We start from the raw sequence: 14,115 nt of genomic DNA, 5'->3' as shown, positions 1-14,115 counted from the left end.
AGCGGAGGGTCAGTTGATAAAGCGTGACTGGCCCACCGTAATCGCGAGCGAGCTCGCTTCCACAGGGTATGGGTGGTAAACCGCTAGACCTCCGAATCCCAGATCACCGTGACGTTGCCGCTGTAGTGCTTAGCGTCTCCCGCCAGCATTTCCTCCACCTGGCTACGGCCCACTTCGAAATGCAGGGTGCCGGGCTTGCGGTCGACGTAGTGCCCAGGCTGGAACAACTCCGTCCCGCTGCCGTCCCGATACAGCCGTCGGCGGTTGACCGGTTGGCCGGCGGCGTCCGTCAGGCCGTCGGGCAGGCTCACGCTGACGTTCACCGGCACCATGTGCCCGGTACTGGGCGCCCAGAGCAGGCAGGTGTTGTTGGCCGCATCGGCGAACTGGCATTCCATGCGCATCTTGAAACGTGATGAAGCCGAGATGTGGAAGGTCTGGTCACGGAACAACCGCATCGGTTTTTGCCCCTGGTTCAGCCAGGCTTGCCAGCCGCCTTGGGGTTCAAGCACGACCTTGTTGCCGCCAGGAGGCACTTCGACTTTGAGGGTGTGTTGGACTTCGAGATTGAAGTTGAGCGTGATTAACGAATCGTTCGGGAGCATGACATCACCAAGGTCGAAGTCTTGGCCTGGCCCGACGGTATAGGTCAATGAACCCGTGTAGTGACCAACCGACATCCTTAAGGGGTTGGGCGTTCGTAACTCATAGGCAAAATCCAGATAGTGGTACCTCATTTCCGGGACTAAATATCTGGCCCGTTTATTACAGGTGCTTCCCTGCGGAGTGGTCCAGAAAAAAGCATACGTGAGAGTCGTGTAAGCACCTACACCACCGGTACGGCAGGGCGAAGGGGCAGTGACCCAACTGCTGCCCCAAAGCATGTTATGAGCCGCTTGGAGACCGACGCCGCCGCCCACAAGATCAATGGGGCTAGTAGTGAGTCGATATTGAGAACCTATACCGGACACCCGCACTTCAACCACTTCACTTTCGCCAGTGTTTGAATTGACAACGTTTGCCGTACGCCAATTAGAAGGCACTTTAAACGTAGCGCCCTGCCGATAGTCGCTGTGATTAGCTTGAATAGCCCGGGACGAATTAAAGCTGATGGGCATGCGGATACTGAACATGCGTACGGCGGCACATTGCACCGGAAAGCTGGTGCAGTAACCGCTCACGGGCGTGGTATTGGTAAACGTATTTTCTGTGGGTTTTGCAGGATCAGGCCGAAAGCGCGCGCTGATTTCCTGGGTCAGGGCATTGGCCGTCGGCATGCCCGCAAGCAACAAGGCAAAAACCGTGGCTGCCCTGCATAACGAAAGTCCACGTCCGAGGGTGTTTGAATGACTCATAATTACTCCAAATAACTGCGACGGCGCGGTGGTATCGAAGGCCGGCCGTGGGTGGTGATCCAGCAAATCACCACATTCCCCTGTGGGAGCGAGCTTGCTCGCGATAGCGGAGGGTCAGTTGATAAAGTGTTGACTGGCCCACCGTAATCGCGAGCGAGCTCGCTCCCATAGGGTATGGGTGGTAAGCCGCTAGACCTCCGAATCCCAGATCACCGTGACATTGCCGCTGTAGTGCTTAGCGTCTCCCGCCAGCATTTCCTCCACCTGGCTACGGCCCACTTCGAAATGCAGCGTGCCCGGCTTGCGGTCGACGTAGTGCCCCGGCTGGAACAGTTCGGTACCACTGCCATCGAGATAGAGCCGGCGGCGATTGACGGGTTGGCCGGCAGCGTCCGTCAGGCCGTTGGGGAGGGTCACGCTGATGTCCACCGGTATCAAATAACCGGTGCTGGGTGCCCACAGCAGGCAGGTGTTGTCGCCGGCATCAGCGAACTGGCACTCCAGGCGCATCTTGAAACGCGACGAAGCCCAGAGATGGAAGGTCTGGTCACGGAACAAGCGCGTCGGCTTTTGTCCTTGGTTCAACCAGGCCTGCCAGCCGCCTTGGGGTTCGAGTACGACTTTGTTGCCGCCAGGAGGCACTTCGACTTTGAGCGTGTGTTGGACTTCGAGATTGAAATTGAGCGTCAGCAATGAATCGTTCGGCAACATGACATCGCCCATGTCAATGTCCTGCCCCGGCCCGACGGTATAGTTCAACGACCCCGTGTAGTGACCGGTCGACATTTTCAAAGGGTTAGGAGTACGCAATTCGTAGGCAAGGTCCATGTATACAACTTGGAGCCCCGGAATCAGGTATTTTGCCTGCTTCGCGCACGCAACATCTTGATGCGGCGCCAGCCAGAAAAAATAGAAACCGTTAAAGCCAGAGTGGGCTTCAACAGGAGTAGCTCTACACGGCTGGGGAGGCCTACTCCAATTACCACCCGCCCATAGCTTTCGGTGGGCCTCAAAGAGGCTCACTCCTCCCCCAACCAAGTCCATGGCACTCTCACTGAGTCGATACATCCCGCCCAAGCCGGCAATTCGTACTGAAACCTCTTCACTTTCACCCGTGGACGAATTAATGACCTGCATCGTCCGCCAATTGCCGGGAATTATGAACATGGCGCCTTGCCGGTTATCTGGGTGATTGGCCTGAATGGCACTGGACGAGGCAAAAGTAAGGGGAATGGTAAGACTGAATATATCCGCAGCCGCACAGTGTGCTGGCCAGTGATTACAAAATCCCGTAACCGGCGTGGTATTGACGAATTTGTTGTCCATGGGCTTCGCGGGATCAGGCCGAAAAACCGCGCTGATTTCCCTGGTAGCAGCATCGGCCGTCGCCAAACCTGCAAACAACCAGGCAAGCACCATGATCGCGCGGTACATCGAAACACCCCGTTTCAAGATCGCTGGATGACTCATATAAACCCGCTCCAATGAACTACGGCGCAATGGCATCAAACACCATGTGCACGGTGCCGAAGTAATCCCCTGGCGTATATTCCTCAGCCGTCTTGACGGCGATGATTTCCAACCCCACGCGCCGACCCGGCCGAGCCTCGGCGGCCGAGACTACCTGGGCCGAATCCAACGTCAGTTGGACGTTGTTGAACCGCACCTGCAGGTCAATGCGCTCCCGGCCATTGGACAGGTATGCCTCTTCGCCCAGGCGGGCACCAATGGCCCCGTTGATGTTCTTCACTTCGTAATTCGCCCGCAGCGGAAGCAGTCCCGAGGTCAAGGTGCTGAACAGCATCGGCTGTTCGCGTTCGACCAGTTGCGGGTCAACCGGTAACACATGGAATTCGGTGGTCGGGATGGTGACGAAGAGTTCGAACGTTTCCCGCTCCACCGCCCCCCACGCCGCAAGACTCGGCAGCGCCAGGGTGGTGAAGATCAGGGTGTGCAGCGATGTCTTGAACATGATGATTACCTGTGACGTCAACGGCGATTCAGCGACGGCGCGCCGTCAGCCTTTGATCTCGATGGCTTTCTCGTCGCCGCCTTCGACCAGGTTGAAGCGATACTCACGGCCGGGCTCCTTGTCGAACGAAAAGGAGCGTCCAACCATGACGTGATGCTTCATGGTCGGCCGGCAATCGTTGTCTTTCTTCGCCGCACAGTCCTTGAATTCGTCGATCACCACCACGCTGTTGCCGTTATTGCGCAGCACATAACGGTTGGCGCTGTTATCGATGACCGTGTCGAAGCGGGTTTCCTTGGGCCGCACGAAAAACACCGTGCCAAAGCCAGCCAGCACCTTGACCCCAGCCGCGATGCGCTCCTTCTTGTACTCCTCGCGCTCCTCGGCGCTGATCGCGAATTCGTCCTCGGCCTCCGGTACTACCGGTACGAAGCGAACCCGGAAGTAGCGTTCCTCGCTGCGCTCGCCCATGAACAGCAGGCGCGTACCCTGCATACCGTTGGCCGGAACGATCATCCGCGCCGGGCTCGCCATCAGGCCGTTCTTGGCGAGCGCGCCTTCCTGATCTTGCAGCGCCACCTCCTGATAGCTGCCGTCCTCGTTGTAGAGGATCTCCAGGATGTCGACCTTGACGAACGCGGTGGACGTCCCGCCGTTGAACACCCGCTTCATGTAGGTGCTCTTGTCGCCGTCAAGGTAGTCGTAGACCACCCCGACATTAATCTGCGGCCCGGCCTGGGCCACCGTGGAAACCAACGCCAAACCACACAGAGCCAAAAAACGCTTCATAACCAAAACCTCATCTATCGAAGGCGGCCGATGGCGACCGCTTCACGCAACACTGTTGTTAAAACGCCAGGTTCAACCCGCTGCTTCGAGCTGATGGCCGTTGCCGGCCAGGGTGTCCGGCGTGCAGCGCAAATCACCGATCATCAACACATCGCCCTCGCTGCTGGCGTTGTCCGGGTCAAGGCGGAACTGGCAGAGCAAGTCGTTGCCGTAGCGCACCTCCAGCGTCGGCGAGCTGGCGTTCATTTCCATGGAGAAGAACCCGTCCACCTCGCTGACCCCACGGCTGGCGTGGTTGATCACGTGATGGCCCTTGAGCGGCTGGCCCTGCCCGTCCAGCAGGCGGCCGAGCACGGTCACGCTGCGCATGACGCTGACCTTGCGGTAGTCCACGCCACCCTTGTTCAGGTGATAGCGGGTACGCGCCGGTTGGATGTTGGCCGCCGGCGGATGAAGACCGTCGAAGTCGAAGGTGACCAGACTATTCTGGTAGGCCGTGATGGGCACGAAGTTGCGGCCCGGGCGCAACGTGGTGGTACCGCCCGTGAGATCATCGGCAAGCAGGACGATGTCGTCCAGGTCGGTTTCCACGTCGACGATCATCCCCGCGCCGCCATTCTGCGGCAGGCCGGTGAAGGCGACTTTCCGGCCGCCCACGGCCACCGTGCTGCTCAGGTTCAAGCCCCCGGTGAGGTTGCCGTTGTAGGAAGAACGCTGGACGAAACCGTCGCCATACAACGAATCGGTTTCGAAACTGGCCAGGCCCGACAACCCCATGCCGTAGGTGTCGGTCAGGGCCGTGGCGGACACGCTTTGCAGCACGTGGTCCTGCAGGTCCCGACGATAGGTCAGCGAAGCATTGTTGTCTCGGTCACCGTCCCGCGAGGTGCGGGTGCCGATGCTGCCCGACCAATACTCCCCCGGCCCGCCCAGGGCGACGCTGACGCTCAGGTCCAAGCCGCGATTACGCCGATCGGCGGTGCTCGAGGTGCCCGGGCGATCGAATACCGACAGCCGCCAGTTGGCATCGCTGCTGCCCAGCTTGCCGCGCTGGGTCCAACCCAGGTCCAGGCCGGCGCCCTCGACGTTACCTTCGCTGTAGAACAGCCGCCCATTGACCGACGATTTGTTGCTCAACCGGTGGTTGACCGCCAGCGACGAGTTACTGGTCTGGCCGACGAACACGTTGCGCTGGCGGACTCGGGTGCCGTCCGGCAGGACTTCGTAGGTGTTGCGAGTGTCCAGCCAACTGCGGTTATGGCTGGCTACCACACTGCCCAGCCCATAACTGTACAGCGCTTGCAAGTCCATGCCGGTGCCGTATTGCTCGGTCTGGTAGACGTTGGCAAAGAAGCTGGTGTTGTTGGCCAGGGTCCAGTCCACCGAGGTGCCGTATTGCAGTTTGTCCTGCACCTGGCGCGTGGAAAGTCCCAGTACCAGCCGTGGATGCAGCAGGTAATTGAGGCCCACCCCGGCGGTCATGAAGCCCGACGGTTGATCGTCCCAGTTGCTCAGCAACTTGCTTTCCCGCCCGGCGAACAGGTTGTAGCGCCAGCGATCATCGGCGTTGCGCCAGTTGTTGGGTTTGTAGACCAGTTCCTGAGTGGTGGCGGTGGTCTGTCCGTCCTCGATCAGCCGCACCTCCACTTCATAGATACCGCCAGGCAATGGCCGGGTGTCCAGGCTCTGCAAACCGGCGCTGACGGCCTGGGTGTTGATCAGCAGGCCGTTGCGGTATATCTCCACCGCAGCCTGACGGCTGGCGGTGACATAAATCGGATAGACACTGGGCTTGGGATTGTTGATGACCAGGCTGTCGGAACTGCCGTACATCACACCCACTGCGGTGTCCGGGTTGGCGCCGAACGAACGGATCTGCCGGTTCAGACCATCGGAACCCGGCATGAAATAACCCAGGCGAAAAAAGCTGTCTTCCATTTCACGTTGGGTGAAGAGTTCATGGACCGCGTGATAGAGCTTGTCGTCCGGGCCACCTAGGCGCGAAAGCTGCAAGTCGAACGACTGGGTCCAGTTGCCCAGGCTGGAACTGGCGTTAAGGCCATAGCGCCCGCCGGTGTCCTGCTCCTGGCCACCGTTGAGATTGAGTTGGTTATTGAAGATCAGGCCAAGGCTGCCCTCTTCTGGCTGGTCGTAAAAACGCTTCTCTGCGCCGCCACGTTCCACATTCTGAGTGAGGATCGACACCAGCGAATGTTCGAGGCTGTAATGCACCGCCAGGAGTCCCGACGTGCATCGGGTTTCGCAAGCCCCCAAGGGGCGCCCTTCTTTGAGCAGTTGTTCCCATTGCCCGCGATCGACAGCCGAGACCGGGCTGTCCTGGGTGTCGGTGAATTCAAGCAAGGTGATGCGATCATCCCGCGTCAACACCACCATGGCTTCGCCGAGGTACTGTTGATCAAGTTCTACACGAACCGCCAGAGGCACATCGAAAAAGTGGGCTTCAAACTCTTCCGGCAACCCCTTGGCCTGAGACAACAGACTTCTGGGCGTTGTACCGGGGGCAGTCGGCGCAGCCAATGCGCTCGCGCACAGCAATAGCGCGAGGGCACCCGCGATGGGTGTCATCGGAAACATCAACGGATTCTCATAATCAACGAACGATCAGGGCGTTTTCAGGTGCGGGCCGCCCGGCTAGGGAGCGCTGGACGGCCTGCAGCAATGCCCGTGCAATGAGGTGAAACTCATCGGGCATCGAACGGCATCACGGAGTAACGCGTGGCACCGCGTCGAAGATCACGGTGAAGTCAGCGTTGTACACGCCCACTTGGGTATCGGTAGGCGCGGTGGAGGCCAGGATAAGCATGTCGGCCTGGGTGCCTGGAGTGGATGCTGCGTCGGACACTACTTCCTGAGGATATTCAGTCAAAGTCACGCTGTTGAACATGGTGGTCAGGGGAATAGCGTCCGAACCGTTGGTCAGCGAAGGCTGGCCGCCCAAGATGTAAGCGTGAACCGAACCGTCGGTGTTCTTCACGTCATAGGTCTGGCGCAAAGAGCTCAGGGTATTGGTCACCGGGTTGTAGTTCATGACCTCATCCTTACCGAAGTCCGGATTACGCGGCAGTACATGGAACTGCTTGGTAGGAATGGTCGCGGTGATATGAATCGAGGAGCGAGCATCATCAGCGGCGAACGCCGCCGAAGAACCCAGGGCAGCAGCGACCAGAGCAGTACCGGATACGAATTGTTTGAGCATGTTGTTAACACCTGTTCTTGACATAAAGAGAAGGGTTGAAAGTTGCAGGCCAATAACCGCTTGGCCTGCCCCCTTCAACGCCGGGGCATGATCGGCTCTCTTTAATCAAAAATAAGCAGGCACTTTCCCATAAGCATGTAGTACTTAGTGCATATAGCACGAAGAAAAAGAAGCCATTTCTTATAAAGTTGAAGTTTGGCTGTCAGAAACAACCCACATTGCCAGCCTACACGCTACTCAATCATTACAAATGTATGCAGCCCGTATGCTTGTCACCCCGGGCCTAGAGCTTTCATGTAAGGTTTTTTCCGACCCCAAGTAAGACCTTGCGAATAAAAATACATCTTAGTTCCAGAAACTTATCAAAGATATATCTTTAAATAAAGATATATCTAAGTTTTATCTTATGCAGAATGGAGAGCGCGCATATGACAGTCACTTATTCCCTTCCCAAGAACGATGGACTTGAACAACCCACGGCAGTCCGTGAGCGTGGCAGCCGGGGTCCACGGGTCTTCGCCTCCGGCGATCTGAAGCTGCTGTTGCTGGCGCTGATTGCCGAACAGCCTTGCCATGGCTATGACCTGATCCGTCGGATCGAAAATATGTTCGACGGCGCCTACAGCCCCAGCCCCGGGGTGATCTACCCGACCCTGACCTTCCTGGAAATGAGCACAATGGTGACCTGCGGCGTCGAGGACGGGAAAAAATGCTACAGAGTGACCGACGCCGGACGTCTATCCCTTGAGGAGCAAGCCGTGGCGCTGGATGAGGTAAGGATGCGTATTGAAGCCAGCAAACGCGCCCTGCGCGGACAGGACCGCCCCGCACAAATCCATGAAGCGGTGTATAACCTGCGGCATGCGCTGCACAAGCACCCCGGGCATTGGACCCCGGAGGAGATCAAGCGGGTAAGCGACTTGCTCAACGACACCGCCAAAGCCATCATCGACGGCCTCGACCGTCCACCCGTTTCGGAGTCAACGCCATGACTGCAGTCGATCCAAACACCATTCACCGTGTCAATCACGAGGTCAAACGCCGTCGCCTGGAAGTCTTGCGGGTGCAGGACCTGACCCCGCGCATGCGCCGTATCACCGTCGGCGGACCGGAACTGGCCGGGTTCGTCAGCCTGGGCACGGATGATCACGTCAAGCTGTTTTTCCCGCAGAACGCTGAGGAACGGGCGGCGCTGGAAAGCCTCAACCTCAGCGCCGGCAAGGCCCAGGGCGCGCTGCCGCAAATGCGCGACTACACCCCGCGCCGCTATGACCTGGACACCCTGGAGATGGACATCGATTTCGTGCTCCACGGCGACGGCCCTGCCTCGACCTGGGCGTCCCAGGCAACGCCGGGGCAGTACCTCGACATCGGTGGGCCACGGGGTTCGATGATCGTGCCGGACATCTTCGACAGCTACCTGCTGATCGGCGACGAAACCGCCCTCCCCGCCATCGCCCGCCGCCTCGAAGGCCTGGCGCCGAACCGGCGTGCCCTGGTGGTGGTGGAAGTGGAAAACGGCGCCGAGCAGCAGGTTCTCCAGAGCCCGGCGCAGGTGCATGTGATCTGGGTGCTGCGCGAAGGTCGCCAGGATAACCTGCTGACCACCGTGCAGCAGTTGGATATGCCCGGTGGCAAGCTCTACGCCTGGGTCGCCACCGAGAGCAAGGTGTCGCGGCAGATTCGCAAGGTGTTGCTGGACGAGAAAGGGTTGGATCAGGATTTCGTGAAGGCTGTAGGGTATTGGAAGGCGGAGGGGAGTGAAGAGGAATGAGCTATTGGCGGCGGCTAAACTACCCATTGAGCGACACAGAACTCCGTGGCGAGGGAGCTTGCTCCCGCTGGGCTGCGCAGCAGCCCCCCCTCTCAAAGACCACTCAATTAACCTGATCCACCGGGTTGCCTGGTTTGGGGCCGCTTCGCGCCCCAGCGGGAGCAAGCTCCCTCGCCACGGGGAATATCGCTATCCTTCAATATTTGGCACGACATTTCACCAGGTACCCCCATGCTCTTCCTGATCGCCTACATCGCCAGCGTCGTGCTGATCAACTTCGCGTTTTCCGCCGCGCCGCACCTGGACATCATCTGGTCGGCCTGGGGCGGGCTGGTGTTTATCCTGCGGGACATGGTGCAGACCCGTTTCGGCCATGGTGCTATCGCGGCGATGCTGGTGGCTCTGGTGTTGTCCTATGTCACCTCGGATCCGACCATCGCCCTGGCCAGTGCCACGGCGTTTGCCGTGTCCGAGTGCATCGACTGGCTGGTGTTCACGATTACCAAACGCCCATTGCATGATCGGCTATGGATCAGTTCGGCCCTGAGCATTCCGCTGGACACGTTCATTTTCTTCGGCCTGATCGACGCTCTGACGCCTGCCGTGGTGATCACCGCCCTGCTCTCGAAATTCGCCGGGGTCACGGCTGTCTGGCTGATCATGGCCTGGCGTTTGCGCAAGCAAACCATCGCCACCTGAAGCCAAAACCCGCAGTTCATGTAAAATGCCGCGTTTTCTCCCCACGGGAAGCTCGCCCGGCGTGCAACCCTCGACGACCGCTCCTGTTTGAGGACCTTCAGATGACCCGTATCGGAACTCCCTTGTCGCCCACCGCGACCCGCGTTTTGTTGTGTGGCAGCGGTGAGCTGGGCAAGGAAGTGGTAATCGAGCTGCAGCGCCTGGGCGTTGAAGTGATCGCCGTGGATCGCTACGCCAACGCGCCGGCCATGCAAGTGGCCCACCGCAGCCATGTGATCAACATGCTCGACGGCGCCGCCCTGCGTGCGGTGATCGAGGCCGAGAAGCCGCATTTCATCGTGCCGGAAATCGAAGCCATCGCCACCGCCACCCTGGTGGAACTGGAAGCCGAAGGCTTCACCGTGATCCCTACCGCCCGCGCGGCGCAGTTGACCATGAACCGTGAAGGCATCCGTCGTCTGGCCGCTGAAGAGCTGGGCCTGCCGACCTCGCCGTATTTCTTCGCCGACACCGTGGAAGACTATCGCAAGGCCGTCGAAACCCTGGGCTTCCCGTGTGTGGTCAAGCCGGTGATGAGTTCGTCGGGCAAGGGGCAGAGTCTGCTGCGCAGTGCCGACGACGTGCAGAAAGCCTGGGACTATGCCCAGGAAGGCGGCCGTGCCGGCAAAGGCCGGGTAATCATCGAAGGCTTCATCGACTTCGACTACGAAATCACCTTGCTGACCGTGCGCCATGTCGGCGGTACCACGTTCTGTGCACCGGTCGGTCACCGCCAGGAGAAAGGCGACTACCAGGAGTCCTGGCAGCCGCAAGCCATGAGCCCGGTGGCCCTGGCTGAATCCGAGCGCGTCGCCAAGGCAGTGACCGAGGCACTGGGTGGTCGCGGCCTGTTTGGCGTCGAGCTGTTCATCAAGGGTGATCAGGTGTGGTTCAGCGAAGTCTCGCCACGTCCGCACGACACTGGCCTGGTGACGCTGATTTCCCAGGACTTGTCGCAATTCGCCCTGCACGCCCGCGCCATTCTCGGCCTGCCGATTCCGTTGATCCGCCAGTTCGGCCCATCGGCTTCGGCGGTGATCCTGGTGGAAGGCCAGTCGACCCAGACCGCTTTCGCCAACCTCGGCGCCGCCCTGAGCGAGCCGGACACCGCCCTGCGCCTGTTCGGCAAGCCGGAAGTCAACGGCCAGCGCCGCCTGGGCGTGGCCCTGGCCCGCGACGAATCCATCGAAGCCGCCCGCGCCAAGGCGACCCGGGCTTCGCAGGCCGTCAAGATCGAGTTGTAAGGCTGGCCCCCCGTGGCGAGGGAGCTTGCTCCCGCTGGGGCGCGAAGCGGCCCTAAAACCCGGCGACACGGTGGATCAGGTTGATTGAGTGAGCTTGAGAGGGGGCTGCTGCGCAGCCCAGCGGGAGCAAGCTCCCTCGCCACAAAAGCCCAAAAACTCAAAAGCCCAAAGCCCAAAAGCCCAAAAGCCCAAAAGCCCAAAAGCTCAAAAGCCCAAAAGCCCAAAAGCTCAAAAGCCCAAAAGCTCAAAAGCTCAAAAGCCCAAAAGCCCAAAAGCTCAAAAGCTCAAAAGCTCAAAAGCTCAAAAAGGCCTGTGTTCAAGCTACAAAAAAGGCGACACCCGCCAAGGTGTCGCCTTTTTCATTGCCGCCGGTTGGGCTTAATCCGGCAGCTTGTAGGCAATCACATAATCACCCTGCTTGGTCCCCAGGGAGCCATGACCACCCGCAACGACCAGCACATATTGCTTGCCGTCCTTGCCGGTGTAGGTCATCGGCGTGGTCTGGGCCCCCGCTGGCAGGCGACCCTCCCACAGTTGCTTGCCGTTTTTCACGTCATAGGCACGCAGGTACTGGTCGAGGGTGCCGCTGAGGAACGCCAGGCCGCTGGCGGTGGTGAAGGTGCCGCCCAGGCTCGGTACGCCCATGCTCAGCGGGATCGGTACCGGCGAGCTGTCACGCACGGTGCCGTTCTTGTGTTTCCACAGGGTCTTGTTGTTGGTCAGATCCACCGCCGCCACATAACCCCAGGCCGGCGCCTGGCAAGGCAGGCCCATCGGCGAGAGCAGCGCTTCGAGGATCACCCCATACGGCGCGCCTTTGTTCGGCTGTACGCCTTCGGTTTCGCTCTTGCGCCCCGGACCGCCAGCCACTTCGGCTGCCGGGACCAATTTGGACTTGAACGCCATGTAGCTCGGGTTGACGAAGGCGATCTGGCGCACCGGGTCCACCGAAATACCGCCCCAGTCGAACACACCAAAGTTACCCGGGTAAACGATTGAGCCTTGCAGCGACGGCGGCGTGAACATGCCCTCATAACGCAGCGACTTGAAGTCGATCCGGCAGAGCATCTGGTCGAACGGGGTCACGCCCCACATGTCGCGTTCCTTGAGGACCGGCGGCACGAAGTTCAGGTCGGACATCGGTTGGGTCGGCGAGGTGTGGTCACCTTCCACCGCGCCTTGGGGCACCGGGATTTCCTTGATCGGGATGATCGGCTGGCCATTGCTGCGGTCCAGCACGTAGATGCTGCCCTGCTTGGTCGACGCCAATACCGCGGGTTTCACACCATCGGCGGTCTTCATGTCCATCAGGGTCGGTTGACCGCCGACGTCCATGTCCCATAGGTCGTGGTGGGTGAACTGGAAGTACCAGCGCACCTTGCCAGTGGCGATGTCCAGGGCGGTCAGTCCAGCTGAATATTTTTCCGATTCCGGCGTACGGAAACCACCAAACTGGTCGGGGGTCTGGTTGCCCATCGGCAGGTAGAGCATGCCGAGTTTTTCATCGACGCTGAACATGGACCACATGTTCGGCGAATTGCGGGTGTAGGTCTTGCCCTCGGCAATCGGCGCGGTGTCGTCCGGGTTGCCGCTGTCCCAGTTCCACACCAGCTTGCCGGTGTGCACGTCGTAGGCACGGATCACACCGCTTGGTTCGTCGGTGGAGACGTTGTCGGTGACGTGGCCGCCGATCACCACCAGGTTCTGGGTGACCGCCGGTGGCGACGTGGAGTAGTAACCGCCGGCCGTGAAACCGCCGATGTTGGCAGTCAGGTCAACCTGGCCCTTGTCGCCGAAGTCTTCGCACATCTTGCCGGTGTCGGCGTTGAGGGCGATGAGGCGGGTGTCGGCGGTCGGCAGGAAGATCCGCCGCGGGCAGACGGTGCTGACGGGCGTGGTGCTGGCGGCGCCCGTCGGGCTCTGCTCGGCAGAGGCGTACGCGGCGTCATCGTGATAGGTCACGCCACGGCAGGTCATGTGGGCCCAACCCTTGAAGTTCTCCGCTTTTTGCGTGGAAAGCTTCGGATCGAAACGCCAAATTTCCTTGCCGGTTTCAGGTTCCAGGGCAATCACCTGGCTGTGGGGCGTGCACACATAAAGCATGCCGTTGACCTTCAGCGGGGTGTTTTCAGCGGTGGTCTCGCCAGGGTCGTTCGGCCCTGGTAGGTCGCCGGTACGATAGGTCCAGGCCGGCACCAGTTTGCTGACGTTCTCGGGGGTGATCTGTGCCAGTGGCGAATAGCGATCGCCATGGGCGCTGCGCCCGTAGGAGTTCCAGTCGCCGTCCGGCATGGCCGGTGCGGTGTTGGTCATGCCCGGCACGCTGTCACGATCCAGTTGGCCCTTGATCTCACCCGGGTTGGTGAACTGGCTGGCGAGGGCGGCGACACCGGCGATGACCACGGCGGCGCCCAATGCGCGGGTTCCGGTGGCCGAGGCATCGGCGGTCAACAGCGGGCGGCGGAACCACGGCAACAACATGACGATGCCCAAGGCAAACAACAGCGCCAGGCGCGGCACCAGTTGCCACCAATCCAAGCCCACTTCCCACAACGCCCACACGGTGCTGGCGAACAGCACCAGCGCGTACAGGCCCAGGGCCGCGCGGCGGGCCATGATCAGCAGCACGCCAGTCAACGCCAGGCCGATACCGGCCAGCAGGTAATACCACGAGCCGCCAAGCGTGCTCAGCTTGACTCCCCCGGCCAACAGGGCCAGGCCCATCAATAGAAGCAGAATGCCGAGCAAACTCGGTAGCAGACGGCTTCGACTCAAAGCACCCTCAGTGCTCATAGTGTGTTTCTCCGTGACGTTTTAAGGAGTTCCGCGCAAGTAGTCACTGTAGATGACGATCTTGCAGGGGCATGGTTCAGTTGAAAAAAGGCAAATTCGGTTGCCGCGATCCCTTGTGGGAGCGAGCTTGCTCGCGATGCGGTGTGCCAGCCGGCTTCAATGTTGAATGTGCAATCGTTATCGCGAGCAAGCTCGCTCCCACAGAAATCCTGAAAGACAGCGCTGTCTTTCAA

At 60.0% G+C, this 14,115-nt stretch carries 12 protein-coding genes; 5 read left to right on the top strand and 7 right to left on the bottom strand.

Going from position 1 to position 14,115, the window contains the following annotated elements:
- Positions 1-83 precede the first annotated feature (83 nt).
- The 6 genes from BLT00_RS10025 to BLT00_RS10000 all read right to left on the bottom strand — a co-directional run bounded on the left by BLT00_RS10025 (position 84) and on the right by BLT00_RS10000 (position 7,333).
- The gene (locus BLT00_RS10025; protein ID WP_371856962.1) at positions 84-1,355 is read right to left on the bottom strand and encodes a hypothetical protein; all 1,272 of its coding nucleotides are present in this window, start codon (positions 1,353-1,355) and stop codon (positions 84-86) included.
- Between the two features lie 189 nt (positions 1,356-1,544).
- Positions 1,545-2,825: a hypothetical protein gene (locus BLT00_RS10020; RefSeq protein ID WP_371914356.1), complete on the bottom strand. Its 1,281-nt coding sequence runs from the start codon at positions 2,823-2,825 to the stop codon at positions 1,545-1,547.
- A 19-nt stretch (positions 2,826-2,844) separates the two neighbouring features.
- A complete protein-coding gene (locus BLT00_RS10015) occupies positions 2,845-3,327 on the bottom strand; it encodes a CS1 type fimbrial major subunit (RefSeq protein ID WP_092146930.1) in 483 nt (160 codons plus the stop codon).
- 45 nt (positions 3,328-3,372) lie between these two features.
- The gene (locus BLT00_RS10010) at positions 3,373-4,116 is read right to left on the bottom strand and encodes a fimbrial biogenesis chaperone (protein ID WP_092146928.1); all 744 of its coding nucleotides are present in this window, start codon (positions 4,114-4,116) and stop codon (positions 3,373-3,375) included.
- 72 nt (positions 4,117-4,188) lie between these two features.
- Positions 4,189-6,711 carry a TcfC E-set like domain-containing protein gene (locus BLT00_RS10005; RefSeq protein WP_092146926.1) on the bottom strand — a complete coding sequence of 841 codons (2,523 nt, stop codon included), beginning with the start codon at positions 6,709-6,711 and terminating at the stop codon, positions 4,189-4,191.
- A 127-nt stretch (positions 6,712-6,838) separates the two neighbouring features.
- Positions 6,839-7,333, bottom strand: a complete 495-nt coding sequence (locus BLT00_RS10000; protein ID WP_092146924.1) for a CS1 type fimbrial major subunit — start codon at positions 7,331-7,333, stop codon at positions 6,839-6,841.
- 428 nt (positions 7,334-7,761) lie between these two features.
- On the opposite strand from BLT00_RS10000, the gene BLT00_RS09995 reads away from it, so the two are divergent.
- From BLT00_RS09995 to BLT00_RS09975, 5 genes are all read left to right on the top strand, one after another.
- Positions 7,762-8,325, top strand: a complete 564-nt coding sequence (locus BLT00_RS09995) for a PadR family transcriptional regulator (protein ID WP_072345585.1) — start codon at positions 7,762-7,764, stop codon at positions 8,323-8,325.
- Positions 8,322-9,107 carry a siderophore-interacting protein gene (locus tag BLT00_RS09990; RefSeq protein ID WP_072345587.1) on the top strand — a complete coding sequence of 262 codons (786 nt, stop codon included), beginning with the start codon at positions 8,322-8,324 and terminating at the stop codon, positions 9,105-9,107. The genes BLT00_RS09995 and BLT00_RS09990 overlap by 4 nt, the downstream gene beginning before the upstream one ends.
- A gap of 231 nt (positions 9,108-9,338) precedes the next feature.
- Entirely contained in the window at positions 9,339-9,806 is a 468-nt protein-coding gene (locus tag BLT00_RS09985) for a preQ0 transporter (protein ID WP_092146922.1), read from the top strand.
- Positions 9,807-9,907: 101 nt separating this feature from the next.
- The gene (gene purT / locus BLT00_RS09980; RefSeq protein ID WP_063324546.1) at positions 9,908-11,089 is read left to right on the top strand and encodes a formate-dependent phosphoribosylglycinamide formyltransferase; all 1,182 of its coding nucleotides are present in this window, start codon (positions 9,908-9,910) and stop codon (positions 11,087-11,089) included.
- Between the two features lie 88 nt (positions 11,090-11,177).
- Positions 11,178-11,471, top strand: coding sequence for a hypothetical protein (locus tag BLT00_RS09975; RefSeq protein ID WP_139199623.1), 294 nt, complete (start codon positions 11,178-11,180; stop codon positions 11,469-11,471).
- Here the strand turns inward: BLT00_RS09975 and BLT00_RS09970 are convergent.
- Complete coding sequence (locus BLT00_RS09970) at positions 11,468-13,882, bottom strand: glucose/quinate/shikimate family membrane-bound PQQ-dependent dehydrogenase (RefSeq protein WP_092146918.1); 2,415 nt, start codon at positions 13,880-13,882, stop codon at positions 11,468-11,470. The two genes, BLT00_RS09975 and BLT00_RS09970, sit on opposite strands and share 4 nt — an antisense overlap.
- Positions 13,883-14,115: the final 233 nt, after the last annotated feature.

Source organism: Pseudomonas sp. NFACC51 (assembly GCF_900103575.1).
Classification (GTDB): Bacteria; Pseudomonadota; Gammaproteobacteria; order Pseudomonadales; family Pseudomonadaceae; genus Aquipseudomonas; species Aquipseudomonas fluorescens_Q.
The sequence above is the reverse complement of the archived record's forward strand: the minus strand, read 5'-3'. Positions and strand labels throughout refer to the sequence as shown.

Bases quoted from the DNA above. Each gene is read 5' to 3' on its own strand.
- BLT00_RS10020 (WP_371914356.1), bottom strand. From the start codon at position 2,825: ATGAGTCATCCAGCGATCTTGAAACGGGGTGTTTCGATGTACCGCGCG.
- BLT00_RS09985 (WP_092146922.1), top strand. From the start codon at position 9,339: ATGCTCTTCCTGATCGCCTACATCGCCAGCGTCGTGCTGATCAACTTC.
- purT (WP_063324546.1), top strand. From the start codon at position 9,908: ATGACCCGTATCGGAACTCCCTTGTCGCCCACCGCGACCCGCGTTTTG.
- BLT00_RS09995 (WP_072345585.1), top strand. From the start codon at position 7,762: ATGACAGTCACTTATTCCCTTCCCAAGAACGATGGACTTGAACAACCC.
- BLT00_RS10005 (WP_092146926.1), bottom strand. From the start codon at position 6,711: ATGTTTCCGATGACACCCATCGCGGGTGCCCTCGCGCTATTGCTGTGC.
- BLT00_RS10000 (WP_092146924.1), bottom strand. From the start codon at position 7,333: ATGCTCAAACAATTCGTATCCGGTACTGCTCTGGTCGCTGCTGCCCTG.
- BLT00_RS09970 (WP_092146918.1), bottom strand. From the start codon at position 13,882: ATGAGCACTGAGGGTGCTTTGAGTCGAAGCCGTCTGCTACCGAGTTTG.
- BLT00_RS10010 (WP_092146928.1), bottom strand. From the start codon at position 4,116: ATGAAGCGTTTTTTGGCTCTGTGTGGTTTGGCGTTGGTTTCCACGGTG.
- BLT00_RS10025 (WP_371856962.1), bottom strand. From the start codon at position 1,355: ATGAGTCATTCAAACACCCTCGGACGTGGACTTTCGTTATGCAGGGCA.
- BLT00_RS10015 (WP_092146930.1), bottom strand. From the start codon at position 3,327: ATGTTCAAGACATCGCTGCACACCCTGATCTTCACCACCCTGGCGCTG.
- BLT00_RS09990 (WP_072345587.1), top strand. From the start codon at position 8,322: ATGACTGCAGTCGATCCAAACACCATTCACCGTGTCAATCACGAGGTC.